This is a genomic window from Streptomyces sp. NPDC002935 (assembly GCF_040611295.1).
Taxonomy (GTDB): domain Bacteria; phylum Actinomycetota; class Actinomycetes; order Streptomycetales; family Streptomycetaceae; genus Streptomyces.
The window spans coordinates 105,143-130,678 of record NZ_JBEXNW010000026.1; the positions used below are offsets into that span (position 1 = coordinate 105,143).

21 protein-coding genes and 1 pseudogene are annotated in these 25,536 nt (G+C 72.5%); 12 read left to right on the forward strand and 10 right to left on the reverse strand.

Translation table 11 applies throughout. The features are described 5' to 3' along the window. Positions 1 to 52: 52 nt before the first annotated feature. The 4 genes from ABZX90_RS30010 to ABZX90_RS30025 all read right to left on the reverse strand — a co-directional run bounded on the left by ABZX90_RS30010 (position 53) and on the right by ABZX90_RS30025 (position 6,839). Positions 53 to 1,699 (reverse strand): serine/threonine-protein kinase, encoded by a 1,647-nt coding sequence (locus ABZX90_RS30010; RefSeq protein WP_355209910.1) that lies wholly within the window; start codon positions 1,697 to 1,699, stop codon positions 53 to 55. A gap of 45 nt (positions 1,700 to 1,744) precedes the next feature. Further along, entirely contained in the window at positions 1,745 to 3,652 is a 1,908-nt protein-coding gene (locus ABZX90_RS30015) for a nickel transporter (protein WP_355209913.1), read from the reverse strand. Beyond that, on the reverse strand, positions 3,649 to 5,187 hold the full coding sequence (locus tag ABZX90_RS30020; RefSeq protein WP_355209916.1) for a tetratricopeptide repeat protein: 1,539 nt from the start codon (positions 5,185 to 5,187) through the stop codon (positions 3,649 to 3,651). Before ABZX90_RS30020 ends, ABZX90_RS30015 begins: the two co-directional genes overlap by 4 nt. A gap of 110 nt (positions 5,188 to 5,297) precedes the next feature. After that, the gene (locus tag ABZX90_RS30025) at positions 5,298 to 6,839 is read right to left on the reverse strand and encodes a DUF4331 domain-containing protein (RefSeq protein WP_351129780.1); all 1,542 of its coding nucleotides are present in this window, start codon (positions 6,837 to 6,839) and stop codon (positions 5,298 to 5,300) included. A 306-nt stretch (positions 6,840 to 7,145) separates the two neighbouring features. Here ABZX90_RS30025 and ABZX90_RS30030 point away from each other — a divergent pair, with 306 nt between their 5' ends. The 3 genes from ABZX90_RS30030 (at position 7,146) to ABZX90_RS30040 (ending at position 8,917) form a co-directional block, all read left to right on the forward strand. Continuing rightward, positions 7,146 to 7,688 (forward strand): sigma-70 family RNA polymerase sigma factor, encoded by a 543-nt coding sequence (locus ABZX90_RS30030; protein WP_351129777.1) that lies wholly within the window; start codon positions 7,146 to 7,148, stop codon positions 7,686 to 7,688. 55 nt (positions 7,689 to 7,743) lie between these two features. Further along, a complete protein-coding gene (locus ABZX90_RS30035) occupies positions 7,744 to 8,532 on the forward strand; it encodes an anti-sigma factor (protein ID WP_351129774.1) in 789 nt (262 codons plus the stop codon). 115 nt (positions 8,533 to 8,647) lie between these two features. After that, complete coding sequence (locus tag ABZX90_RS30040; protein ID WP_351129772.1) at positions 8,648 to 8,917, forward strand: hypothetical protein; 270 nt, start codon at positions 8,648 to 8,650, stop codon at positions 8,915 to 8,917. A 150-nt stretch (positions 8,918 to 9,067) separates the two neighbouring features. On the opposite strand, the gene ABZX90_RS30045 is transcribed toward ABZX90_RS30040, so the two are convergent. Then, positions 9,068 to 10,276 carry a CaiB/BaiF CoA-transferase family protein gene (locus ABZX90_RS30045; protein WP_355209920.1) on the reverse strand — a complete coding sequence of 403 codons (1,209 nt, stop codon included), beginning with the start codon at positions 10,274 to 10,276 and terminating at the stop codon, positions 9,068 to 9,070. Positions 10,277 to 10,464: 188 nt separating this feature from the next. Between ABZX90_RS30045 and ABZX90_RS30050 the strand changes: the two are divergent. Then, positions 10,465 to 10,827: pseudogene (locus ABZX90_RS30050) on the forward strand (TetR/AcrR family transcriptional regulator C-terminal domain-containing protein); the annotation flags it as partial. Between the two features lie 58 nt (positions 10,828 to 10,885). Here the strand turns inward: ABZX90_RS30050 and ABZX90_RS30055 are convergent. Genes ABZX90_RS30055 through hmgA form a run of 3 tightly spaced genes read right to left on the reverse strand, consistent with a single transcriptional unit; the run spans position 10,886 to position 14,281 of the window. Then, the gene (locus tag ABZX90_RS30055; RefSeq protein ID WP_355209923.1) at positions 10,886 to 12,100 is read right to left on the reverse strand and encodes a type ISP restriction/modification enzyme; all 1,215 of its coding nucleotides are present in this window, start codon (positions 12,098 to 12,100) and stop codon (positions 10,886 to 10,888) included. Positions 12,101 to 12,141: 41 nt separating this feature from the next. Next, a complete protein-coding gene (locus tag ABZX90_RS30060) occupies positions 12,142 to 12,891 on the reverse strand; it encodes a GntR family transcriptional regulator (RefSeq protein WP_355209926.1) in 750 nt (249 codons plus the stop codon). Between the two features lie 49 nt (positions 12,892 to 12,940). After that, on the reverse strand, positions 12,941 to 14,281 hold the full coding sequence (gene hmgA / locus ABZX90_RS30065; RefSeq protein WP_355209929.1) for a homogentisate 1,2-dioxygenase: 1,341 nt from the start codon (positions 14,279 to 14,281) through the stop codon (positions 12,941 to 12,943). A gap of 288 nt (positions 14,282 to 14,569) precedes the next feature. On the opposite strand from hmgA, the gene ABZX90_RS30070 reads away from it, so the two are divergent. From ABZX90_RS30070 to ABZX90_RS30105, 8 genes are all read left to right on the forward strand, one after another. Continuing rightward, a complete protein-coding gene (locus ABZX90_RS30070) occupies positions 14,570 to 15,172 on the forward strand; it encodes a hypothetical protein (protein ID WP_355209932.1) in 603 nt (200 codons plus the stop codon). A 64-nt stretch (positions 15,173 to 15,236) separates the two neighbouring features. Continuing rightward, positions 15,237 to 15,854 carry a TetR/AcrR family transcriptional regulator gene (locus ABZX90_RS30075; RefSeq protein ID WP_355209935.1) on the forward strand — a complete coding sequence of 206 codons (618 nt, stop codon included), beginning with the start codon at positions 15,237 to 15,239 and terminating at the stop codon, positions 15,852 to 15,854. 165 nt (positions 15,855 to 16,019) lie between these two features. Further along, complete coding sequence (locus tag ABZX90_RS30080) at positions 16,020 to 18,278, forward strand: molybdopterin oxidoreductase family protein (RefSeq protein WP_355209937.1); 2,259 nt, start codon at positions 16,020 to 16,022, stop codon at positions 18,276 to 18,278. Positions 18,279 to 18,431: 153 nt separating this feature from the next. Beyond that, positions 18,432 to 19,094, forward strand: a complete 663-nt coding sequence (locus ABZX90_RS30085; protein ID WP_355209940.1) for a hypothetical protein — start codon at positions 18,432 to 18,434, stop codon at positions 19,092 to 19,094. Further along, positions 19,081 to 19,860, forward strand: a complete 780-nt coding sequence (locus ABZX90_RS30090) for a class F sortase (RefSeq protein ID WP_355209943.1) — start codon at positions 19,081 to 19,083, stop codon at positions 19,858 to 19,860. The genes ABZX90_RS30085 and ABZX90_RS30090 overlap by 14 nt, the downstream gene beginning before the upstream one ends. A gap of 238 nt (positions 19,861 to 20,098) precedes the next feature. Next, complete coding sequence (locus ABZX90_RS30095; RefSeq protein ID WP_355209946.1) at positions 20,099 to 21,442, forward strand: ABC transporter ATP-binding protein; 1,344 nt, start codon at positions 20,099 to 20,101, stop codon at positions 21,440 to 21,442. 295 nt (positions 21,443 to 21,737) lie between these two features. Next, positions 21,738 to 23,126: an aldehyde dehydrogenase family protein gene (locus ABZX90_RS30100; RefSeq protein WP_351129744.1), complete on the forward strand. Its 1,389-nt coding sequence runs from the start codon at positions 21,738 to 21,740 to the stop codon at positions 23,124 to 23,126. A 10-nt stretch (positions 23,127 to 23,136) separates the two neighbouring features. After that, the gene (locus ABZX90_RS30105; protein ID WP_351129742.1) at positions 23,137 to 24,219 is read left to right on the forward strand and encodes a Zn-dependent alcohol dehydrogenase; all 1,083 of its coding nucleotides are present in this window, start codon (positions 23,137 to 23,139) and stop codon (positions 24,217 to 24,219) included. Between the two features lie 52 nt (positions 24,220 to 24,271). Here the strand turns inward: ABZX90_RS30105 and ABZX90_RS30110 are convergent, their stop codons facing one another. Further along, entirely contained in the window at positions 24,272 to 25,333 is a 1,062-nt protein-coding gene (locus ABZX90_RS30110; protein ID WP_355209950.1) for a DMT family transporter, read from the reverse strand. 10 nt (positions 25,334 to 25,343) lie between these two features. Continuing rightward, the coding region (locus ABZX90_RS30115) for a hypothetical protein (RefSeq protein ID WP_355209952.1) at positions 25,344 to 25,536 on the reverse strand (193 nt) is incomplete at its 5' end.

Below are 25,536 nucleotides of genomic sequence, written 5' to 3' on the forward strand. Positions count from 1 at the left end.
CTGTCCCATCGAGGGAGAACGCCCGCCCTGCTGAGGGACATCGTCAGCCCCGTCAAGGGGATGCTGATGCGGAGGCCCCGTCCGTCGGGGTCTCCGTCGCACAGGTGATCGTGAACGGGACGGAGTCGGAGGTCACCCGGACCGGGCTGCGCACCTCCACGCCGATCTCGTTGGCGAACGTCCCGCTCGCGTCGTACGTCGTCGCCACCACCGTCTTCTGCTGCGTTCTGCCGCCGTTCGCGGGGAACGAGAGCGTCTTCCAGCTCGGATCGGTCACCTCACCGGTCTTCGTCACCCAGCGGTACTCGACATCCACCGGTACGCGGCCCACCGTGAAGGTCGCCGTGAACGACGGTGCCTCCGTGCCGGGCGGCGGACAGGCGCCGTTGTAATCCGTGTGGTGACCCGAGACCGTCACGTGTACCGACTGCGCGGGCGCAGCGGTCGTCGAACCTCCGCCCCCGGGAGCGCTGCTGGAGGGACTTTTGCCGCCGGTCGCACCGGCGGTGGCACTGCCGCTGTCGCTCTTCTTGCCGCCCGAGTTCCCACCGCCGTCGGTGGTGTCGCCCGTACCCCCGCTGCTGGTGGTCCCCTGTCCGCTGTTCGCGCCGCCTCCGTTGTCACGGTTCAGCAGGGCGTACGTCAGTCCGCCGAGCGCGAGCGCCAGCGCGACCAGGCCCGCGATCAGGGCGACGGCCGCGCGGCGATTGCGGTCGGGCTCCGTCGTGGCCGCGGCCGAGGGCACGGTCGTTGGAGGCGGGCCGAACCCCTGCGGCGGTGTCGGCGAAGGGGGTGACGGCTGGTTGAACGCCCCGATCGTCGGCGCGTCGGAGCCCGCCGGCACGGCGCCCACGGGCCGCGTGGGGGCCGTGCCACCCGCCGCGACCACGCGCAGCTGGTGCTCGGCCGATTCGGCGCTCGTCCGCTCGGCCGGGTCCTTGGCCAGCAGCCCCTCGATGACGGGGCCGAGTGGACCCGCGCGACGGGGTACCGGCAGGGGTTCGTCGACGATGGCCCGCAACGTGCTCAGCGGAGTGTTCTGCCGGAAGGGCGAGTTGCCCTCGACCGCCGCGTACAGCAGCACCCCGAGCGACCACAGGTCCGACTCGGGACCGGGTGTACGGCCCAACGCCCGCTCCGGGGCCAGGAATTCGGGCGATCCGATGACCTCGCCCGTCATGGTCAGGGCGGAACTGCCCTCGACGGTCGCGATGCCGAAGTCCGTCAGGACGACCCGTCCGTCGTTCGACATCAGGACGTTGCCCGGTTTCACGTCCCGGTGCAGCACCCCCGCCTCGTGCGCGGCCCGCAGCGCGGCGAGCACCTCCGCGCCGATGTGGGCGGCCCGCTGCGGCGTCAACGGCCCCTCGGCGTCCAGCAGATCGGAGAGCGCGATGCCACGGATCAGCTCCATCACGATCCAGGGCCGGCCGTCCTCCATGGCCACGTCGTACACCGTCACCACATTGCGGTTGGAGATACGGGCGGCCGCCCACGCCTCCCGCTCCAGGCGCGCGTACATCCGCTCGATCTCGGACGACTGAAGCCCGGCCGGGGCGCGGACCTCCTTCACGGCGACCTCGCGCTGCAGCACTTCGTCGCGGGCGCGCCACACCGTTCCCATGCCGCCTTCGCCCAAGGGCGAGAGCAGCCGGTAGCGCCCCGCGATCACACGTTCACTGCCCGGATCTTCGGACACGTGCGTCCCCCATTCGCATCCGCGCGTTTTCTCCACAAAAGTAGCTCAGCCGAGTACGGATGCCGCCCCCTTGAGCACCAATCCAGCCCCAAGGGCTACGACGATCAACGCCGATCCCAGGGGCGCGATCCTGCGGACCAGGAGCACGAGGCGCCCCTCGGCCCACCGCGGGCGCCGGGCCAGAGCCCGGGTCATCCCGCCGCCGAGCTTGACGACGGCGAACCCGGCCGCCGTCAGCGTCAGGGCGAGCCCGACGCCGTACGCGAGAACGAGAAGAAGGCCGAACCAGGCCTGTCCGAGGGCCGAGGCGCCCACGAGCACGACGACCGCCGACGGACTGGGGACCAGCCCACCGGCGAAGCCGAGCAGGATCGTCCCGCGGAGCGTGGGGGCGATCTCGTGGGTGTGGGTGAAGCCGCCGTGGGAGTGTTCGAGGGTGGGGGAGTGGGGGGTGCTGCCCGAACGGTGGTCGTGGTCGTGGTCGTGCGGGTGCGGGTGGGCGTGGGCGTGATCGTGGAGTTGGGGTGCGGTCGCGGTGGGAGCGCTCGCCGTCACGGACGCGGTTGCGTGGGCGAGTACCAGGGGGCGTGCGGGGTGGTCGGCGTGCCGGTGCGGTGCTTCGGCGAGTTCGTCGTCATGGCTGTGGTCATGGTCGTGATCGTGGCCGTGATCGTGTGTGTGCGGGTCGGCGGGCGTGTGCGCGTGATCGTGGGTGTGGCCCGGCCCGTGGTGGTGACCGTCGTGGTCATGGGCCGGGACCCGGCCCCGCCCGTGCTCGTGGGGTTGGTCGTGAGCGGGCTCGTGGGCATGGTGGTGCGGGTGGCCCGTGTCGTGCGGATGTCCGTGCTCGTGCGTGTGCCCGTGGTCGCGCCCTTGGTCATGTGCGTGGTCATGTGCGTGGTCGTGTCCGTGCCCGGGGTGCCGGTTGCGCCAGGCCCGTCGCAGGAGCGTGATGCCCGCCAGGGTCACCAGGACACCGCTCGACACGCCCAGCCAGGCGATGACGGAGGGGGCCACCGCCGAGCCCGCCGTGACCAGCAGACCGAGTGCGACGACCCCGAGGGTGTGGGTGACCGTCACCGAGGCCGCCAGGGGCAGTACGTCCTTCATCCGGGCCCGGCCCCCGCGCGCCGCAGCCGTGGCGGCCATCAGGGTCTTGCCGTGGCCCGGCGCGAGCGCGTGCATCGCACCCAGCCCGACGGCGATGACCAGGGCCAGCGCGGCGAAGCCGAAGGTGAGGTCGTGACGGGCCACCAGGTTGTTCAGGGCCTCGGTCCAGCGGTCGGCGCCGCGCGGCAGTACGGAGGCGGCGGGCGCGTCGCGCCGTTCCTCGACGAGGGCGGGGCCGCCGGGGCGGATCCGCAGGGAAGCGGTGGCGGTGTCGGCCGGCGAGGAGAGCAGCGCCTTGGGGTACCGGGTCAGCTCGGCCGACACCGACTTGGCCGGAACGTCCGAGGAGGCGAGTGTCATCCGGTCGCCGCGGGCGATGATCTCGCGCCAGCCGGGGCCCCGGTCGGCGCCCGCGCTGCGGAAGCCCACGGTGACCGTGTCGTTCTTGGGGAGGGGCGCGGTCAGCCGGCACTCGACGCGCAGGGTGCTGAGCCCCGCCTGCCCGGGCCGCACGCGCGCGTGGCTCGCGCCGACGGTGAGCGCCACCGTGTGCCCGCCGACGGTGACCTCGCTGCCGTGGGCCGCGCTCTCGCACCGCTGCCGGGCCCAGTCGGCCATGCCGAGCTTGTCGATGTCCGGCTTGGCCTGGGTGGCGGGAATCTCCGCCAGGTCCTCGACGTGATCGACGCGCAACTGCCCGGGGGCGGCGACGAGTCCGTCGTACCGGTTGACGGTGAAGTTGCCGAGCGGATGCGCGCTCGCCTGCCCGGAGGGGACCAGGACGAGCGTGCACGCCGCGGTCAGGATCGTTCCGCAGGCGGCGAGGAACCGAGGCGCCCTCACTGCGCGGCCTTCAGTGCGGTACGGGCTTCGCGGGCACCCAGCGGTGAGAATCCGGGGTTCAGGTCCAGGGCCGCCGCCAGCGTGGTGCGGGCCTTCTCGGTGTGGCCGGTGGCCTGCTCGATGACGCCGCGGTGGTAGAGGAAGGACGCGTTGCGGTAGCCCGTCGCCGTGGCCCTGCGGGCGTACGGCAGGGCCTCCTTGTCGTGGCCCGACACGTGCAGGGCCCAGGCGAGCGCGTCCGCGGTGTGCACGGTGTGCCGGCGGGCCCATTCGGCGCGGGCCGCCTTCAGCGCGGCCTTGTCGTCGCCGTGGTCGGCCGCGGCCAGCGCGGTGTCGAGGTCGGCGTCGACGCCGTTGGCGCGGGCGAGAGCGACCCAGGCGTTCACCAGCGTGTACTGGTCGCGGGCCTTCTGCGCGTCGCCCGCCTTGCCGCGGGCTTCGTACAACTCGCCCAGTTCGACGAGGGGTTGTGGAAGCGGGTAGCGCTGGACGACCTGCTCCATCCCCTTGATCGCCGCCGCGCGGTCTCCCTGCGCGGCCTGGGCGCGGGCCCGGCCTTCGAGGGCGGGGAGATAGCTGTCGTCGGCGGCGAGCGCGCGTGCGTAGTAGGTGAGGGCGGAGTCGTACTCGCCCTGGCTCCAGGCCAGTTGGCCGAGCGCGGTCGCCACGTACGAGACATCGCCGCGGCTGGTCGCCGTGGCGAGCGCCTGGCGCAGGACGCGGCGGGCGGTCTTTACGTCGCCGCGCAGCTCGTGGACGTAGGCGTAGCGGGTGAAGACGGGGACGCCCGGCCGCCGGGAGTCGGCGAGGTCCGCCGCTTTCGATGCCTCGTCGTAGCGGCCGAGTTCGACGAGCGCGTCGATACGGGAGGAGAGGGCGCGCTCGCTGTAGGGGTTCTGCTTCAGCGCGAGGTCCGCGTACTTCAGGGCGCCGGTGAAGTCGTGCCGGGCGGCGGCGAGGGCGGCCCGTCCGGCGAGCGCGGGGTCGTAGTCGGGGCGCAGCTTCAGGGAGCGGTCGAGAGCCTCCTGTGCCTGCGGATAGCGCGAGGGGTCGCCCTTGGTGCGGGCCTGCTCGACATAGGCGAGGCCGAGCGTCGACCAGCCGCCGAAGTCCTTGGGCTGCGTGCGGAGATGGGCCTGGAGGGAGGTGATGCTCGCGTCGAGGTCGCCGCTCGCGAGCAACTGCGGTGACACGCCGTTGGACACGGTCGCGACGGCGGGTGTCGTGCCGCCGTCCTTCAGGGCCCCGAGCACCACGGCGCCGGCCGTCATGGCGACGGCCAACGCGGCCGCGCAGAAGCCCAGTTGAGCCGCCCGCCAGCGACGCTGCGAATCCGACAGCCGACGCACGGCGGCCACCCGCTCGTCGGGCACCTCCACGGTCTCCGCGCCGTTCTCGCCGGGCACGGTCTCCGCGCCGTTCTCGACGGACACGGCGCTCGCGGTGTCATCGGCGGGCGTGGCCCCCACGGTGCTCTCGTCGGGCGTGGCCTTCTCGGCGTCCGGCGTCGCGTTGTCGTTCGTACGCGGGGACATGCCCTCTCCTCAAAGTCCTTGGCGGAACGGTCGTTGTGGGGGGTGGGGACGGCGCGGCCCGCACCGTGGGGGATGTACTGCGTGCGGGCCGCGCCAGTCGGTGAGCCGGGTCAGTAGGCCCGGTTGTACATCCGTCGGCGCCACCACAGGAGACCGGTGCCGAGGAGCAGGATGCCGGCGGCACCCGCCGCGGCGGAGCCCGCGATCAGCACGGTGTCGGTCCCGCCGCCGGAGGTCGTCCCGGCGGGCTGCAGCGCGTCGCCGAGCTGGCTGCGCACGTCGGTACCGCTGGTCGTGCCCTTGGCGAGCGCGCCGCGCGAACCCGAGGTCGGCTTGGCCACGTACGGGAAGTACTTCTCGAACTTCTTGTCGTTCTTGTCGACCGCGTCGCCCAGGTCGTTCTTGGAACCGACCAGTTCACCTTCGACGACCTGGAGCGAAGCGTCGATCACGTCGTCGGTGAGGCGGCGTCCGTTCGGGAAGCCCGCGTTGTCGCCGTCGAGCACACCGAGCCGCTTGGGGTGCATGGCAGGCTTGATCGAGGTGTTCAGGCGCAGCTCCTCCGCCGGACGCACGTGGGGCGGCTGGTTGAGGCCCTTCACGCCCTTCAGGAAGACGTCGACCAGGTCGTTGCGGGGCTCGGCCGGGGCCTTGATCTTGTAGATGCCCTCGATGAGCTTCGGCAGCTCCGGGTTGGTCACGTTCTTCAGGAACTGGCCGTCGTTCCAGGGCGCGGACGCGTTGAACTTGTCCTTGTCCTTCTGCGGGTTGACGACCTCGTTGACCAGCGGCATGCCGAGCCGGGAGACCTGCGTGTAGTTGCCGCGGGCGTCCCTGCGCTGCGTGGTGGACCAGATGCCGACGACCGGCTGGCCGGCCGACTCGCGGATCATGTCGTTCGGGACCTGCAGGGCTATGGAGTTGACGTTGTAGCCCTTGAGGGTGTCCCGCCCGACCTCGGTCAGGTTCCCGCCGTACAGCAGGTCGAAGACGCGCAGGTCGAGGAAGAACGGGTCGTCCGCCTGGCCGGCGAACGTCTTCGAGCCGCCCGCGAGCTTGTACACCGCCTGGTCGCGCAGCTTGCCGTAGTCCGGCATCGACGCCTTGCCGACGTTCGACGGGGCGACCGGAACGTCGTCCGCGACCTTGGTGTGCGACACCAGCTTCTGGTTGTGCAGGCGCAGCAGATCGATGTCGTACGTCTGCGTGATGTTCAGGTCGGGGTCGTCGAGGCTGGTGACCGCGCCCGTGTTGTAGAGGAAGGTGTCGCCGTTCTTGCGGTGCGTCTTGAAGGTGTAGCGGTAGACCAACTCGCCCTGCGCGTCACCGTCGTTGTCGATGTGGATGTCGTACTGGGCGTCGTCGGCGAACGTGTAGAAGTTCGGGCCGCCGGCGGGCTCCTCGAAGGGAATCCAGTTCGCCACGATCGTCGTCGTGTCGGGCTTGTCCGGGCTGACGAACGCGTACACGTCCGTGTTGTCGTACTGGGGAGTGCCCGAGATCAGCGGGGCCTCCCGGTGGCTGGAGGCGGAGGCCGCCCCCGGTACCAGCGCGGTCACGCCGGCGGCTGCGAGCCCCCCGGCGGCCAGCGCACCACATACGAGGGTCGCGAGCGTCCTGCGTCCCACGCCGCTCCTGGAGATAGGTGTCATGCCGTCCGTCCTCATGTCCAACTTGCCTGACGCACGCCATTCGGAGCGGTCGCCGGGGTGGATTGGTCGAATCCCAAACGTGTTTACGGCGGTTGTCTCCACTTGTTTCATCGACGGGGCCGTTTCTTCGGCGACGGCCTGCGAACCTGTTCGGCGATCGCCTGCGAACCGTCCGCCGGCGGCCCGTGAACTGGTCGGCGGCGGACTCGCGTTTTCGGGTCGCTGATCCGTAACCCATCCGTAGACGGGTTCGCTGCGAAGACGTAGGGGAAAGGACGGGCCGTGCAGGGCCGGAGAGGGGGACGGGTGGAGGCTGACGAACTACTGGTGCTGGTGGCCGGAGGCGACCAGAAGGCGTTCGAGGAGCTGTACGGACTGGTGTCCGGGCCGGTGTTCGGACTGGTGCGCCGCGTGGTGCGGGACCCCGCACAGTCGGAGGAGGTGTCGCAGGAGGTGCTGCTCGAACTCTGGCGCTCCGCGGCGCGGTTCGACCCCGGACGCGGCAGTGCCCTGTCCTGGATCCTCACCCTTGCGCACCGTCGTGCCGTCGACCGGGTGCGCAGCGCCCGCGCGGCCACCGAGCGCGAGCAGCGCGAGGGGCAGCGCAACCACCGCCCCGCTTTCGACCAGGTCGCCGAGGAGGTCGAGGCCGGGCTCGAACGCGAGTGGGTCCGCCGCTGCCTCGACCGGCTCACCGCCCTGCAACGACAGTCCGTCACCCTCGCCTACTACGACGGCTACACCTACCGTGAAGTCGCCGAGCGGCTCTCCCTGCCCCTCGGCACCGTCAAGACCCGTATGCGCGACGGGCTCACCCGCCTGCGTGAATGCCTGGGAGGAGTCGCATGAAGGTCCCCGACTGCCTGCCAGGCCATGACCGCCACGGAAGAGAGGGAGGTGCCGCATGAGCGTCCTCGACCGACTGCTGGGCCGCGATCTGCACTCCCTCGCCGCCCCCTACGCCCTCGACGCCCTGGAGAGCGACGAGCGGCGCCGGTTCGAACGCCATCTGAAGGGCTGTGAGCGCTGCGCCGAAGAGGTGCGGGCGCTGACCGAGGACGCGGTGCGGCTCGCCTGGTCCACGGCGGCGCTCCCGCCGGCCGCGCTGCGGGAGCGGGTGCTGACCGCCGTACGGACGACCCCTCAGGAACCGGCTGCCAGGGACCTGCCCCGTGCGCGGCCGGCCCATCAGCCCACGCGTGCGCGGACCCCCCGTCTCCGCCCGCTGTTCGCCCCGCTCGCCACCGCCACGGCCGCCGCGGCCCTCGTCGTCGCCTCCCTGTTCGCGGTGCAGGCGACGCAAGCGCGGGACCAGCTGGACCAGGAGCGCGCCCAGGCACGTGAGATCGCCCACGTTCTCGCGGCGCCCGACGCGCGGGCGACCAGTGACCGGGACGCACGAGGCCGCGGAATCGGAGTCGTGGCCTCCGCGTCGGAGCGGCGCGCCGTCGTGACCGTGAGCGGACTCGGCACTCCCTCGGACGGGCGCGTCCATCAGCTGTGGCTCATGCGCCCCAACGAGAAACCGCGTTCCCTCGGCCTCTTCGACGGCGACACGCCTCTCGTCGCCGACGGACTGAATACGAACGCGACGTCACTCGCAGTGACCGTCGAACCTCACGGAGGGTCAGTGCAGCCCACTACCCAGCCGATTGTTCAACTCGCCCTGGAAACGGTTGGATTCGGAGAGTAATCGTCAACCCCCTTACGGGGAAGGTGAATCCTGCGTCCGAGATACACGAGCGCCATGAGGGGGCGATAGGGTTAGTCTGCCCGGGCCGGGTGGACTTGTACGGGTGGGGAGTGACATGGAACAGATAACGGTGCGCAGCAGGGCACGTGTCCCTGCGATCACGTGCGGGAGCAGCGCGACCAGTTCGCGCCTCGACCGCCATCTCGCGGTGCTGGGTGGCCCTGCCATACCGCAGCGCGAGACGGCCGAGGCGACGTCACTGATGCGTGAGCTCACGGCGCGTGACACCGCGCACGACAGTGGCTCCAGGGGTGCGCGCGTGCGGCGGGTCTCGCTCTTCGCGCCGCTCAGGCGGCTGCGCCGTTCGCTGTTCGGCGACCGCTGAGCGGCTGTCGGCACCGGCCTTTCCCGACCCGCGCTCCGGTGAGCCGGCGCGGCGCTGCCCTTCCGATTCCGTCATCCCCACGGCGGGCAGCGGCGCCCGGTGGCCACCACGGCCGGAGCGCGGGTCACCACCTTCACTGAGCCGCAGGGCTCAGCGCACCACTCCGTCCCGCCGCAGCTCGGCGACGTCCGCGTCCGCCATGCCCAGCGCCCGCAACACCACCCCTGTGTGCTCGCCGAGCCGCGGGACGGACCCCATCCGCGCCTCCTCCCCGCCCGGCAGCGTGATCGGGGGCAGCAGCGCGCGCAGCGGTCCCACCGGTGACCCCACTTCGCGCCATCGGTCCCTGGCCGCCAACTGAGGATGCTCCGCCACCTCCCGCACGTCCCGCAGACGCGCGCAGGCGATGCCCGCGGCCTCCAGGCGGGCCACCGCCTCGTCGGCGTCCAGTACGCCCAGTGCCTTCGCCACCAGCGGGTCCACGCGCTCCCGGTTCGCCACCCGGGCCGGGTTCGTCGCGAACTCCGGATCGTCCGCCAACTCGGGGTGCCCCAGAACCTGTTGGGCGAGCCGCCGCCACTCCCGGTCGTTCTGCACCGACAACAGCACGCGTCCGCCGTCCGCCGTCGAATAGACGTCGTAGGGAACGATGACGGCATGGGCGAGGCCCGTACGTACCGGTGGTGTCCCGCCGTGCATCGCGTGGTGCAGTGGATGCCCCATCCACTCCGCGAGCGCGTCCAGCATCGACACCTCCACCGGGCCCCCGCGTCCGGTCGTGCCGCGCCGCACGAGCGCCGCGAGGACGCCCGAGAACGCGTACATGGCCGCCGCGATGTCCGCGGCCGGGATGCCCGCCTTCACCGGCTGCTCGGGCGTCCCCGTCACCGACACGAGGCCCGCCTCGCACTGCACGAGCATGTCGTACGCGCGTTTATCGGCGTACGGCCCGGATGCCCCGTACCCCGAGATGTCCACGGCGATCAGCCGCGGATGCTCGGCGCACAGAGTCACCGCGTCCAGGCCCAGCCGGGCCGCCGCCCCCTGGGCGAGGTTCTGTACGAACACGTCCGCGTCCGCGACGAGCCGCCGCACGACGTCGAGCCCGCGCGGGTCCTTCAGGTCGAGGGCGACGGACTCCTTGCCCCGGTTGCACCACACGAAGTGCGAGGCCAGGCCCCCGGCGGCGGTGTCGTAGCCACGGGCGAAGTCCCCGCCGTCGATCCTCTCGACCTTGACGACCCGGGCTCCGAGATCGGCGAGCTGCCGGGTGGCGAAGGGCGCGGCGACGGCTTGTTCGACGGCGACGACGGTGATGCCTTCGAGCGGCAGAGGCTGTGGCTGCATGCGGTGGATCATGGCCCCTCGCCACCACCTTTGTCATGCGCGGACATTGATGGGGCGGTCCCGCGAGGCCGGGGTGACCGATCGTGGGCCGGCGGTCCCGCTGCTCACGGTCCCCCGCAAGCCCGGCCGAAGAAGCCCCGGAACCGGCCGCGGAGGCGAAGCCGGACGCCGAGCCGGTCGCCCGAGCCCACCGCTGAGTTCTGATGTCCCCCCTCTACGGCTTCAGCCCCAACGCCCTGCGCTACCTGGAGCACTGCCTGGCCTGCCTCGATCCGCTCGACGTGCCGTACGGCACCAAGATGGAGCTGATCGCGATGCTCAACGGTGTGGTGACGACGTACGTCGGCAGTGAGCCGGCCACCGTCGAGCGGACCCGCTCGCTGCCCTGGTCCGAGGAGCAGGCGAACACGGTCCGGATCGCCTGTCTGGGCGGCCAGGTGGCGTCCGGCGCGTATCCGCGGATGGCCGCCGCCTTCATGGAGGACGCCGGTCCGATCGATCTGGAGGCGGAGTTCGAGCGGGCGCTGGGCCGGGTGCTGGACGCGTTCGAGCCTGATCACTGAGGCCGTGACCTAGCTGGGTCCAGTCAGGGGATGCGCGCCGTTGGACGGATGCGCGTGCCTAGATCAGCGCGAACTGGCCCTCCGGACCCTCTTCGTGGTGGTCGAGCACCGAGGCCGGCCGTCGCGCCGTGTCCGGTACCGGGAGTACCCCGGCCGTGCGCAGCTCGGCCCGGGTGATCGGTGATCGCGGCTCCAACGCGGCCTGCTGGGGGCGCAGTTCCGCGAGCAGGGCGAGCACCGTGATGAGTTCGAGAAGTTCGGACGTCCAGACCTGCGGCCAGCCGGCGGGGCCGATCGCCTCCAGAGTGCCCGGCTCGGGCGCCCCGGTCCGGGCCGCGAACCACTGTTCGAGCACGCGTACGCCACCGACCTCGAAGTCCCAGGCCTCGGGCGGCACGGGCGAGATCCTGCCCTCACCGAGGTGCAGGGACTCCTCGGCGCGGTCGTAGTACGGGTCGACGAGGAGGGTCCCTCCGGCCGGGCGGGGCCCGTGGGGGAGGGCGGTCAGCGGGGCGCGGACATAGGGGCGCCGGCCCCCGGGGAGTTTGGGGCGCTCGCCGTCCCGGCGCATCAGCCGCAGCATCCGTCGGCCCAACTCGACGCCGTACGCCCACGTTTCGGGGTCGGCGGTGAGCGGGACCGAGCAGCCGTCCCGGCCGTGCCGGGCGACCGCCATCGTCCAGGCGAGGACGTCGAGGGGGGCGGGGGAGTGGCCGAGGCGGGTGCCGAGGTGCTCCAACAGGCCGGGTGCCAGGTTCGGTTCACGGCCGCCGGGGCGCCGGTAGAGGGGACGCACCCGGCCGCCGCGGCCGGCGCTCAGCGGCAGCACGGAGACGGCCAGCAGGACAGGACCGGGCACCTCGGGCACCACGGTCTGCTCGACCGTGAACACCTGTTCCTCGTCCGCCACCCGCCACAACTCGGGGCGGGCCGCGTCGATCAGCCGGTGGTCGGGAATCAGCCACTGCTCGTCGAACGGGGCGCTCAGCACGCGTACCGGATCCGGGCAGGGGTCCGACACCCGCGCGAGGCGGCCCGTCCCGCTGGACTGGCCGGGCAGCTGGGCGACCGCGGAGTGCGTCGTGCGCGCCCGCGTCGGTCCGAACAGCGCCTCGCGGTCCGCCCCTTCGGCCTTCACCAGGGCGTCCCAGCGCGCCTTCAGGGACGCCGCGTCCGGTGCCGTCGGCCACCTCCGGCCCAGCCTCGGCGGTGCGACGGACCACGGCATGAGGTCCGCGAGCAGCGGAGCGGCGTCGGGCGTCACGCTCGGCATCGTACGACGCGGGCGCCGCGCGCCGTCCCCGTACGGCATCGTCAGTGGGCGTCGAGGGTGACCGTGAACGAGAAGCGGTCGCCCCGGTAGTGGATGACCGCCACGTCCAGCGCCTGCCCGTCCTTGCCGTAGATGATGCCTGTGTAGCGCAGGATCGGGCTGAGCAGCGGCACTTGGAGCAGGCGCGCCGTCTCCGGGTCCGCGAGCCGGGCCTCGACGGTGTCGGTGATCCGGCTGATGCCGACTCCGAGCACGTCCCGCAGCACCTTGGTCATCGGCCAGCGGATCAGATCCTCCCGGTCGATGCGCTCGGCCAGCTCCGGCCGGAGGTAGTTGCGCGCGTGGTTCGTCGGCTCGCCCGTGGTCTCGTCGCTGCGCAGCCGGTGGTACGTCGCCACTTCGTCCACATCCGGGAAGAATTCCGCCAGCTCACCCGAAACGGGCGCCTTCCCCTGATCCAGCAGCTCGGTCGTCATGCCCGACTGCTGGGCCACGATCGCGTCCACCGAACCGAGCAGCCGCACGGGCGCGCCCCGCTGCGCACTCGGCTCGATGAACGTGCCCCGCCGGCGGTGCCGGGTGATGAGCCCCTCGACCTCCAGCTCCTTGAGCGCCTGCCGCATGGTCAGCACACTCACCCCGTAGTGCCCCGCGAGCTGCTCCTCGGTGGGCAGGCGCAGCGGGTCCTGGAGGGAGCGGCCGAGTATCGAGGCACGCAGGGACTGCGACACCTGATACCAGAGCGGCAGCTTGCGGTTCAGGACGATCGAGTCCGGAGCAAAGGAGGTCACGAGGGTATCCGTACCGGTCGCGGGCGTGGAAGGCAACGCCCGGTGGGTCTCAGTCCACCGGCCGGAAGTGCCGTTGGAGGCCCTGCCACACGTCGTCGTACCCCCGCTGGAGGTGCTCCGCCCGTGCCGCCTGGGCCGTCGCGGTCACCGGCCAGCGCGTCTCGAACATGAAGGCGAGGCCGTCGTCGATCTTCTGCGGCTTCAGCTCGGCGGCGCTGGCGCGGTCGAAGGTCTCCCGGTCCGGCCCGTGCGCCGACATCATGTTGTGCAGCGAGCCGCCGCCCGGCACGAAGCCCTCCGCCTTCGCGTCGTACGCGCCCTCGATGAGCCCCATGTACTCGCTCATCACGTTCCGGTGGAAGTACGGCGGCCGGAACGTGTCCTCGCCCACCAGCCAGCGCGGCGCGAAGACGACGAAGTCGACACCGGCCAGGCCCGGGGTGTCGGACGGCGACGTCAGGACCGTGAAGATCGAGGGGTCCGGGTGGTCGTAGCTGATGGAGCCGATCACATTGAAACGGTGCAGGTCGTAGATGTACGGCACATGGTTGCCGTGCCAGGCGACGACGTCCAGCGGCGAGTGGTCGTACGTCGCCGTCCAGAGGTTGCCGCAGAACTTGTTCACCACCTCGACCGGGCCCTCGACGTCCTCGTACGCGGCGACCGGGGCGAGGAAGTCGCGGGCGTTGGCGAGACCGTTGGCGCCGATCGGGCCGAGGTCGGGCAGTTGGAAGGGTGCCCCGTAGTTCTCGCACACATAGCCCCGGGCGCCCCGGCTCGGCCCGCCCTCCGGCGCGGTGTCCAGCAGCTCCACCCGGAAGCGCACCCCCCGGGGGATCAGCGCCATCTGGCCCGGCTCCACACACAGCAGCCCGAACTCCGTGCGCAGCAGCAGGCCGCCGCGCTCCGGGACGATGAGCAGCTCGCCGTCGGCGTCGCTGAACACCCGCTCCATCGACGAATTGGCGTGATACAGGTGCACCGCGATCCCGGTTCGCTGGCTCGCGTCGCCGTTGCCGCCGAGGGTCCACAGGCCCGCGAGGAAGTCCGTCCCGGCGGGCGGCTCGGGCAGCGGGTTCCAGCGCAGCCGGTTCGGGTCGGGCACCGACTCGGTGAAGGGGGCCGTCCGCAGGGTGCCGTTGTCGGTGCGGGTGAAGGCGGGGTGCGACGCCGACGGCCGGATCCGGTACAGCCACGAACGACGGTTGGACGCCCTCGGCTCGGTGAACGCCGAGCCGCTGAGCTGCTCCGCGTACAGCCCGAGCGGTGCGCGCTGCGGCGCGTTGCGGCCGTGCGGCAGTGCTCCCGGGACCGCCTCCGAACTGTGTTCGTTGCCGAATCCGGAGAGGTAGGTCAGCCCCTCGGCCGTCTTCCTCGCGTCCCCGCTCATGATCGCTCCCTCGCGCCTGATTCCTATGCATCACCGTAGGATTCAGTCCTTCCCCGCGCAAGGGGTCGCGCGTGCGCACCGAACAAGATCGGCCACGCGCCGCGCACGGATCTCCGCGCGGACGGGTTCGCCCGCGAGCTCGCCCACGGGCTCGGGGCGGGCTCGCGGCGGGGCTCGGGGCGGGCGGAACTCCCCGCGAGGGAGTAGTACTCAAGGGTTGGCGCACGGCCCAAGAACCCGACTCCAGGGGGATCCCGGCTGTCAGAGCCTTGTTCTACGCTCCCGGGCATGCGGTGGACGCGTGGACTGCTCACCGCGCTCGCGGTCTGCGCCCTGCTCGGCGGAGCCGCGGGCTGCGGAGCCGGAGATGCGCACGGGCGGGGGGACACGGTGTCGGCCTCGCCCGTGGGCACATTGGTAGACGAGATGGACGAGGAGGGACGGCTCTACCGTGACGTGGGCAAGAAGGGGGCACCCGAGGTCGGGATCGAGATCCAGCCCGACTCCGCCGACGGCTGGGACGTGCGGCTGACCGTCCGCAACTTCCGCTTCTCGCCGGCGGGCACGCGCGCCGTGCCGGTCGCCGGGCGCGGCATCGCCCACCTCTACGTCGACGGCCGGACCGTCGCCCGGCTGCGCACCTCCGACTACCACCTGGCCGGGGACCTCGTGCCGCGCGGCACCCACCACGTCACCGCGCGCCTGTACGCCGACGACGGCACCGTCTGGGCCGTCCACGGCGAGCCCGTCGAGAGCACGGCCGACATCACCTCGTCGGAGGCCGGGTCGGCGTCCGGCCCGGAGACGCCAACCTCGGAGGCACCGACACCGACGGTCTCACCGGCAGCGGCGCAGGCCACACCGCGGGCGGTGGTCCCGAAGGCGAAATGAGTGGTCACGGCACGGAGGTGCGTACTGATGGGGGAGGTTCACCGGACCCCGGCGGAAAGGCATCATGAAGACCGTGCCCCATGCGACCTCGCTGCGCAGAGCGCCCGTACAGCGGCGCAGCGCAGAACGACTGACCAGAATCCTCGACGCCTGCGCCGACCTCCTCGACGAGGTGGGCTACGACGGTCTGAGCACGCGGGCCGTGGCTCAGCGCGCCGGTGTGCCCATCGGCTCCGTCTACCGCTTCTTCGGCAACAAGCGCGCGATGGCCGACGCGCTCGCCCAGCGCAATCTTGAGCTCTACGCCGAGCGCGTCACCCTGCGCCTGCGGGAGGCGGAAGGGGGCGGCTGGCGGGCCGCGATGGACGCGGTGCTCGACGAGTACCTCGCCATGAAGCGCACCGCGCCGGGCTTCTCCCTCGTCGACTTCGGCAACCAGATACCCGTCGGCGCCCGCCACGCCGAACCCAACACCCGGGTCGCCGACCGCCTGACCGACCTGCTCTCCGGATACCTCGACCGCACCCCGGACGAAGATCTGCGCCGTTCCTTCCTGGTCGCCGTGGAGACCGCCGACACCCTGGTCCACCTGGCCTTCCGGGTCACCCCCGAGGGGGACGAGCGGATCATCGACGAGACCCGCGAACTGCTGCGTGCGTATCTGTCCAGGGTCCTCGACTGACAGGTCGAGCGACCGGTCGGCCGACCGGTCACCCCGGGACCCGCGGAGCCTTCGACGCGCGGCTTTCCGACGTGACCCCCCGGCAGACCTCCCCGTCATGCGTACCGGTCGGTATGCTCAGGCCCGTCCGTGTGTCACCGAAGCCACCGTCCTCCGGGAGGACCCGTGTCCCGCACCTCCGGCGCCACCCCCGACTCCCGAACCGCCCTGCGCGTCTGCCCCCTGTGCGAAGCCACCTGCGGGCTGACGCTGACCATCGAGGGCACCCGGGTGACCGGCGCCCGGGGTGACCGCGACGACGTGTTCAGCAAGGGTTTCATCTGCCCGAAGGGTGCCTCCTTCGGGGCCGCCGACGGCGACCCCGACCGACTGCGCACCCCTCTCGTCCGCGTGGACGGCGAACTGCGCGAGGCCACCTGGGAGGAGGCCTTCGACGCGGTGGCCGCCGGGCTGCGCCCCGTCGTCGAGCGGTACGGACCGCACGCCCTCGGCGTCGTCCTCGGCAACCCGAACGTGCACACCATGGCCGGCGCCCTCTACCCTGCCGTTCTGCTCGGTGCCCTGCGCACCCACAGCGTCTTCACCGCCTCCACGGTCGACCAGATGCCCAAGCACGTGTCGAGCGGCCTGCTGTACGGCGACGCCAACGCGATCCCGGTGCCGGACCTGGACCACACCGACCACCTGCTGCTGATCGGCGCCAACCCGCTGGAGTCCAACGGGAGTCTGTGCACCGCCCCCGACTTCCCCGGCAAGCTCCGGGCGCTGCGGGCCCGCGGCGGCACACTGACCGTCATCGACCCGCGCCGGACCCGCACGGCCAAGCTCGCCGACCGTCATGTGGCCATCCGTCCCGGCACCGACGCGAGCCTCCTCGCGGCGATGGCGTATGTCCTCTTCGAGGAGAAGCTCGTCGACCTCGGCGCACTCGCCCCGCACGTCCAGGACGTCGACGAACTCCCCGACGCACTCAGGGACTTCACCCCCGAGGCGGCGAGCGCGGTCTGCGACGTGGACGCCGGCACCATCCGGGAGCTGGCACGCGAGCTGGCCGCCGCGCCCACCGCCGCCGTCTACGGCCGCATCGGCAGCTGCACCGTCCCGCACGGCACCCTGGCCAGCTGGCTGGTGGACGTCCTCAACATCCTCACCGGCAACCTCGACCGGCCCGGCGGCGCCCTCTTCCCGCTGGCCGCCACCGACCGGGCACCCCGGCCGGCGGGTCCCGGCCACGGCTTCGCGCTCGGCCGCTGGCACAGCCGGGTCAGCCGGCACCCGGAGGCCAAGGGCGAACTGCCGCTGGCCGCCCTGGCGGAGGAGATCGACACCGCAACGCCGGACGGCAGCCCGGTCCGCGCCGTCATCGCCGTCGCCGCCAACCCCGTCCTGTCCGCACCCGACGGACACCGTCTCGACAAGGCGCTCGACTCGCTGGACTTCATGGTCAGTGTCGACCCGTACCTGAACGAGACCTCGCGCCACGCCCACGTCGTACTGCCGCCGCCCCCGCCCTCCCAGAGCGCCCACCACGACTTCGCCTTCAACACCCTCGCCGTCCGCAACCAGGTCCGCTACAACCGCCCCGCCGTCCCTCTGGAGGAGGGCCGTCCGGCGGAGACCGAGATCCTCGCCCGGCTCGTCCTCGCCGTGACCGGCATGCACGGCGCCGACCCGTCCGCCGTGGACACGATGGTCATCGACAGCACCCTGGGCAAGGCGGTCGGGGACAGCGCGTCGCCGGTGCGCGGGCGCGACCCGCGGGAACTCGCCGCCGCCCTCACCGGCGTCAACGGCCCCGAGCGCCGGCTCGACATGATGCTGCGCCTCGGCCCGTACGGCGACGGCTTCGGCGCCCGCCCCGACGGACTGACCCTGGACAAACTGCTCGCTCACCCGCACGGCATCGATCTCGGACCGCTCGCCTCCCGGCTGCCGGGGCCGCTGAAGACCCCCAGCGGGAAGATCGAGCTGCTGCCGGAGCCGATCGCGGCGGATCTGCCGCGTCTGCGCGAGGCCCTGCGCGAGCGCCCGGCGGCCGTCGTCCTCGTCGGACGCCGTCATCTGCGCTCCAACAACAGCTGGATGCACAACGTCCCCGCACTCACCGGCGGTTCCAACCGCTGCACCCTGCACATCCACCCCGACGACGCGGCCCGGCTCGGGCTCGCCGACGGGGCGCCCGTACGCGTCAAGGGCGCCGGGGGAGAAGTCGTCGCCCCGGCGGAGGTCACCGACACCGTACGGCGCGGCGTGGTGAGCCTTCCGCACGGCTGGGGGCACGACCGTCCCGGCACCCGGCTGAGCCACGCCGCCCTGGACCCCGGCGTCAACGTCAACCAACTGCTCGACGGCACGCTGCTCGACCCGCTCTCCGGAACGGCGGTACTCAACGGGGTGCCCGTGGATCTGGCCCCCTGCCCGTGACACCAGGTCGCCGCGGTCCCGGGTGTCCTTGAGCCGGAAGAGCGATACCTGACGGGGTACTGGGCGCAGTTGCGATCTTTTCGAGGGCGTATGTGAAAGGTAGTCAGATGAAGTGAGATTTGTATGAAAATCATCTGACTCGGAGGAATCCGCATGTCCACCTCGTCCCTCTCGCGCCGCTCCGGTCCACGTCGCGGCGCCGGCGCCCTCGTGACTCTCGCCGTCGCGGGCACCGCCCTCCTGGGGGCCCCGGCCGCCGCCGCCCCCGGCGACAACCGCGACGTCAAGATCCACGACTCGGGTACGGGGGTCGACGACCCGCGAGATGATCCGACGGTCTGTCACTTCTACCTCGACGGCTTCAACTTCGACCCGGGGCAGCAGGTCACCTGGTTCATCGTGACCCAGCCGCTGGTCGCGGGCGGCGCCAACCTCAGGGGCAGCCTGGACCTGCCGTCCGGGCACGGCCGGACACCGGAACTCACGCTGCCCGACGGCCAGTACAAGCTGACCTGGAGGTTCGTGGGCGCGAACGGCGCGGGCGAGAGCAAGGTCTTCAAGGTCGACTGTCCCGTCGGCGTCCCGACCTCGAGCCCGACCGCGACGCCCACCCGCCCGGGCGGTGGCCCTGGCGGTTCCACAGGCGGCCCGGGCGGCGGTCCCGGTGGTCCCAACGGAGGACCCCCCGCGGGCGGCGGCGGTCTCGCCCACCCGCAGAACTTCTCGCCGGTCGCCGGTGCGGCGGCCGTGGGTCTCGTCGTGGCCGGAGGAGTCGTGTTCCTGCGACTGCGCCGACGCCCCGATGGCGCCGCGTAGGCGGCCGAGGCCCTGGTACCGGACGCGCGCCTACCGCCTGACGCGGACCCTGGTGGTCACCGTCGCGCTGGTGGCGGGCGGCGTCTGGTGGGCGGGGGACGGTGAGCCCGCCGGGACGGTGGCGTCCGGCGCCGTACGCGACGACGGCGCCGCGTCCGCCGCTCCGGCGGGGGCGGCGCGCGCCGGGCACGGGCCGGACTCCCACCGCCCCGGCGGCGACGCGCACGGCGCACGGCCGCACCGCTCCAGGGCCGTCCGTCCGGCCCGGTCCGTACCCCCGCCCACCCCGCTGCCGCGCTCCCGGGCCACCTCGCTGCGCGTCCCCTCCCTCGGTGTCGAGGCGCCGGCCGTCGGTCTCGGGCTGGACCGCGACCGACGGCTCGCCGCGCCCCCCGGGGACGAGCCGAACCTGGTCGGCTGGTACACGGACGGTCCCACACCGGGCGAGCGCGGCACAGCCGTGGTCGTCGGCCATCGCGACACCCGGACGGGAGCCGCCGTCTTCGCCCCGCTGGAGCGGATCCGGCCCGGCGGACTCGTCGAGGCCCGGCGCGTGGACGGGCGGACCGCCGTCTATACGGTGGACGCGGTACGCACGTACGCGAAGGCGCACTTCCCCGACCAGGAGGTGTACGGCGGCAGGGGGCGGCCCGAACTGCGTCTGATCACCTGCGGTGGTGCCTACGACCGGAAGGCCGGATACGCCGCGAACGTCGTCGTGTTCGCCCACCTCACGGCGACCCGCGGGCGGTCCGGCACCCGCTGAGCCGGGCCGCCGGGCGCCGGACCGCGGTACCGGCGGCCCCCCGTGCCCGGCGCCGGCCCGACCGGTATCCGATCGTCCGTTTCCGCCCGTACCGAACCGGCCCGTCCGATGACGCCGCGCGTCTTCCCCCGGGCGTGCGCGGTCCGTTAACTTCCGTGACTCAAACGTCCCGTACGACCCGCACGGGACGATCGACCGCGGAGCACCAGCGCCTTGCACGCCCCCGGGGGCACCTGTCATGACACGCGCCATCTCCCTGCACCACGTCAGCAAGTCGTACACCCGCGGCGTCCGCGTGGTGGAGCGGCTGTCGCTGGACATCCGGCCCGGCGAGTTCCTCGTGCTGCTCGGCCCGTCCGGCTGCGGCAAGTCGACCGTGCTGAGGATGATCGCGGGGCTGGAGGAGATCACCGAGGGCGAACTGCGGCTGGACGGGGAGTACGCCAACGATCTGCAGCCGTCCGGGCGGGACATGGCGATGGTGTTCCAGAACTTCGCCCTCTACCCGAGCATGACCAGCCGCGACAACATCGGCTTCCCGCTGCGTATCGAGACACCCGGCGAGGACCCCCGGGCCCGGGTGGACGCCACCGCCCGCATGCTCGGCATCCAGGACCTCCTGGACCGCTTCCCCAACCAGCTCTCCGGCGGCGAGCGGCAGCGCGTCGCGATGGGGCGGGCGATCGCACGCCACCCCTCCGCCTTCCTGATGGACGAGCCGCTGTCCAACCTCGACGCCAAGCTGCGCAACCATCTGCGGGCCGAAATCTCCCGGCTCACCAGGGAATTGGGCGCGACCACGGTGTACGTCACCCACGACCAGGCCGAGGCGATGTCGCTCGGCGACCGGGTCGCGGTGCTGCGCGGCGGAGTCCTCCAGCAAGTGGGCACGCCCCGCACGGTCTACGGGCTGCCCGCGAACGTCTTCGTCGCCGCCTTCATCGGCACCCCGCGCATCAACCTGCTGCGCGGGCTCGTCCGGGCACCGCTCGACGGGGCCATGACGATCAGCCTCGGCAAGCAGTACCTGCGCCTGCCCGAACCCCTCTGTCTCGACCACCAGTTGCTCCGGGTGCAGCAGGGCCGTGAGGTGATCGTCGGCCTGCGCTCCGAGGCCGTACGGCTCGCCAAACCGTCCGAGGCCCGGCCGGGCGAAGTGGCGATCAGCGGTCTCGTCGAGCACGTGGAGTTCCAGGGCCACGAGGTTCTCGTCCACTTCAACACGGGCTCGCGGCCCGCCCTCGTGCCGGACCTGGAATCGCCGCGCCCGGCCCGTCCGACCCGGCGCAGGCGCCGTGACGGCACCGTCCTGGGCCGGCTGCGGGAGCGCGCCGGGGCGCGACGGGCCGGGCCGGTGGTCGTCCTCGACCATCCTTCGGGCGCGGAGCCCGAACTCCCCGAGCAGACACCGCCCGAGGGCCGGCTGCCCGGAGACCTCGTCGTGCGCACCACGCCCGACATCGCACTCCGTCACGGGATGCAGGTCCCGCTCCTCGTGGACCTGGCCCATCTGTTCGTCTTCGACCGGACCGGCGAACGGATCTGTCCGGCACCGGCGCGGCTCCCGGACCTGGAGGAGTGAGCCCCGGGCGTACGTGGCTGAACCGCCCCCGGACCGGCGACATGCCGCCGCCGTGCCGCCGGATCGCCATGCCGCCCGGTTGCCGTGCCGCCGGATTGCCGGATCGCCGTGCCGCCGAACCGCCGGGATCCCCGGCCGCCCGGAGGGCAAGGCTGCCGACACCCGGACTGCCGAACGCCGCCGCGGGCCGCTGACCAGGGCCGGAGCCTCCCGTGCGGCGGGTCCCCCTGGCGCCGCAAAACTATCATCGCTAGTTTAGGGCGCGGACGACGCTGCCCCGCCCGGGAGGAACACGATGAAGGCACATGACGGCATGTACATCGACGGCGCGTGGCGCCCCGCCACCGGACGGGACACGATCGAGGTCGTGAACCCGGTCGACGAGCAGGTGATCGGCCACGTCCCGGCGGGCACGGCCGAGGACGTCGACGCCGCCGTACGCGCCGCCCGCGCAGCGTTCCCCGGCTGGGCCGCGACCGCGCCCGCCGAACGAGCCGCCCGCCTGGCCGCCCTGAGGGACGTCCTGGCCGCCCGCAAGGACGAGATCGCCGAGACGGTCACCGCCGAGCTCGGCTCGCCGCTCGCGTTCTCGCAGGCGGTGCACGCGGGCGTCCCGGTGCTGGTCGCCGGCTCCTACGCCGAGCTGGCGGCGACGTACGCCTTCGAGGAAAAGGTCGGCAACTCGACCGTCTACCAGGAGCCCGTGGGTGTCGTGGGCGCGATCACGCCCTGGAACTACCCGCTCCACCAGATCGTCGCCAAGGTCGCCCCCGCCCTCGCCGCGGGCTGCACGGTGGTGCTGAAGCCCGCCGAGGACACTCCGCTCACCGCCCAGCTCTTCGCGGAGGCCGTGGCCGAGGCGGGCGTCCCGGCCGGTGTCTTCAACCTCGTCACCGGCCTCGGTCCGGTCGCGGGCCAGGCGCTCGCCGAGCACCCGGACGTCGACCTGGTCTCCTTCACCGGCTCCACGGCGGTCGGCCGGCGGATCGGCGCCACCGCGGGTGCCGCGGTCAAGCGCGTCGCCCTCGAACTCGGTGGCAAGTCCGCCAACGTCATCCTGCCGAGCGCCGACCTCGCCAAGGCCGTGAACGTCGGCGTCGCCAACGTGATGTCCAACTCCGGCCAGACATGCAGCGCCTGGACCCGCATGCTGGTCCCCGCCGCGCGCTACGACGAGGCCGTCGAGCTGGCCGCGGCCGCCGCGGCCAAGTACGGCGACCGCATCGGCCCCGTCGTCAACGCCAAGCAGCAGACCCGGGTGCGCGGGTACATCGAGAAGGGCGTCGCCGAGGGCGCGCGGCTCGTCGCGGGCGGCCCCGAATCCCCGCGTGAGCAGGGCTACTTCGTCAGTCCCACCGTCTTCGCCGACGTGACCCCGCGGATGACGATCGCGCAGGAGGAGATCTTCGGCCCGGTCCTGACGATCCTGCGCTACGAGGACGAGGAGGACGCCCTGCGGATCGCCAACGGCACCGTGTACGGGCTCGCGGGCGCGGTGTGGGCGGGCGAGGAGTCCGAGGCGGTCGCCTTCGCGCGGCGGCTCGACACCGGCCAGGTCGACATCAACGGGGGACGCTTCAATCCCCTGGCCCCCTTCGGGGGGTACAAGCAGTCGGGCGTGGGGCGCGAACTCGGCGCCCACGGCCTGTCCGAGTACCTCCAGACCAAGTCCCTCCAGTTCTAGGAGCGTTCACGTGGTTCGCGCCGCTGTCCTTCCCGCCGTGGGTGCCCCGCTGGAGATCGCCGAGATCGAACTCCCCGACCCGGGACCGGGCCAGGTCCGAGTCAGGCTGGCCGCCGCCGGGGTCTGCCACTCCGACCTGTCCCTGTCCAACGGCACCATGCGGGTGCCGGTGCCCGCCGTCCTCGGCCACGAGGGCGCCGGGACCGTCGTCGCGGTCGGCGAGGGCGTCACCCAGGTCGCGCCCGGCGCCCGTGTGGTCCTCAACTGGGCTCCCTCCTGCGGGAGTTGTCACGCCTGTTCGCTGGGTGAGGTGTGGCTCTGCGCCGACGCCCTGACCGGCGCCGGGAACGTGTACGCCCGTCGCGTCTCCGACGGGAGCGACCTGTACCCCGGCCTGAACGTCGCCGCGTTCGCGGAGGAGACGGTGGTGCCGGTGTCCTGCCTCCTGCCCGCGCCTGACGGCATCCCGCTCACCGACGCCGCCCTGCTCGGCTGCGCGGTCCTCACCGGATACGGCGCGGTCCACAACTCCGCGAAGGTCCGCCCCGGCGAGACCGTCGCCGTGTTCGGGGCCGGCGGGGTCGGGCTCGCCGCCCTCCAGGCCGCCCGGATCGCGGGCGCCTCGAAGATCGTCGCGGTCGACGTCTCGCCCGAGAAGGAGGCACTGGCCCGCGAGGCCGGGGCCACCGACTACGTCGTCGCCTCCGACACCACCGCCCGCGACATCCGTGCCCTCACCGGCAAGCAGGGCGTCGACGTCGCCGTCGAATGCGTCGGCCGCGCCGTCACCATCCGTACCGCCTGGGAGTCGACCCGGCGCGGCGGACGCACCACGGTCGTCGGCATCGGCGGCAAGGACCAGCAGGTCACCTTCAACGCCCTCGAGATCTTCCACTGGGGCAGGACCCTCGCGGGCTGCGTGTACGGCAACTCCGACCCGGCACGCGATCTCCCGGTGCTCGCGGAACACATCCGCGCGGGCCGCCTCGACCTCGGCAGCCTGGTCACCGACCGCATCGCCCTGGACGGCATCCCGGCGGCCTTCGACAACATGATCGCGGGCAAGGGGGGCCGGGCGCTGGTGGTGTTCTAGGCATCGCCGGGCCGCCCTGGAGAGGCGCGGCAGGCGTCGAGGCGGCCCGGTGTCAGGCCTGTTCGGCCCGCGCCTCCGGTTGCGGAGCCGCCGTGGAAACCGGAGCCCCGGCCCCGGCAGGAGCCGCAGTCGATGCCGGTGCCGGTGCCGGTGCCGGTGTCGCAGTCTGCGCGGCGACGGCATCCGGGGCGGCTGCCTCGGATGCCGTCGCCACACCCGGACGCGTCCGGGAGCGCGACACGGCCACACCCGCCAGGCACAGCACCCCGCCCGCCAGCGTCAGCAGGCCCGGGACCTCGTCGAGGAAGAGCCAGGACATCAGCACCACGAGGGCGGGCACCGCGTACGTCGTCGCGCCCATCCGGCTCGCGCTCGTCCGGGCGAGGGCGTACGCCCAGGTAGTGAACGCCAGCGCGGTCGGGAAGACGCCCAGGTACACCATGTTGAGCGTCGCCGACACGGGGGCGTCGGCCGCGTCGTGGACGAGCTGCCCCGCGAACGGCAGACACACCACGGCCCCGACCAGACAGCCGAAGGTCGTCACCTGCAGCACACTCGCGCGTCCGAGCGCGGGCTTCTGCGCGACGACCCCGCCGGCGTACGCGACGGCGGCGAGCAGACACAGCACGACACCGAGGACCGAGGAACCGCCGCCACCGGACATCGACAGCCCCACCGCGACCGCGCCCGCGAACGACACCGCCATGCCGGCCAGCAGCCGCGGCGGCATCGCGTCCCCCAGCAGCCGGGAGCCGAGCAGGGCGATCAGGATCGGGCCGATGTTCACCACCAGCGCCGCCGTACCGGCGTCCACCTGCTGCTCGCCCCAGTTGAGGGCCACCATGTAGAAGCCGAACCACAGCACGCCGGATATCGCGATCCCGCGCCAGGCGCCGCGCGGCGGCAGCCCCTCGCCGCGCACGAGGCAGACGGCACCGAGCACGAGAGCTCCCGCGAGCAGTCGGCCGAGCGCCAGCGCGCCGGGCGAGTACGCGGCGCCCGCGCTGCGGATCGAGACGAAGGCGGAGGCCCACAGCCCGACGGTGACGGTCGCCGCACCGGCGGCGAGCAGCTGCGCACGGCGTTGGGGCGCGGTGCCGGAGGTGTTCATCATGCTCCTGAGACTAGGCGGGGCGGGGGGACGGGTCTCGCGGATTTCGGACGCCCAGATCGGCACGGCTGGACAGGACGGCGTGGGTCCGGGCCGGGCGGCACGGCGCCTGGATCCGGGCAGGATCCGGTACGCGGGCCCCGGTGTTGGCGGCGGGAACCCGTCCGAGGTCGCGGCCGCGCATGCGGTAGCTGTCGCCCTTGAGC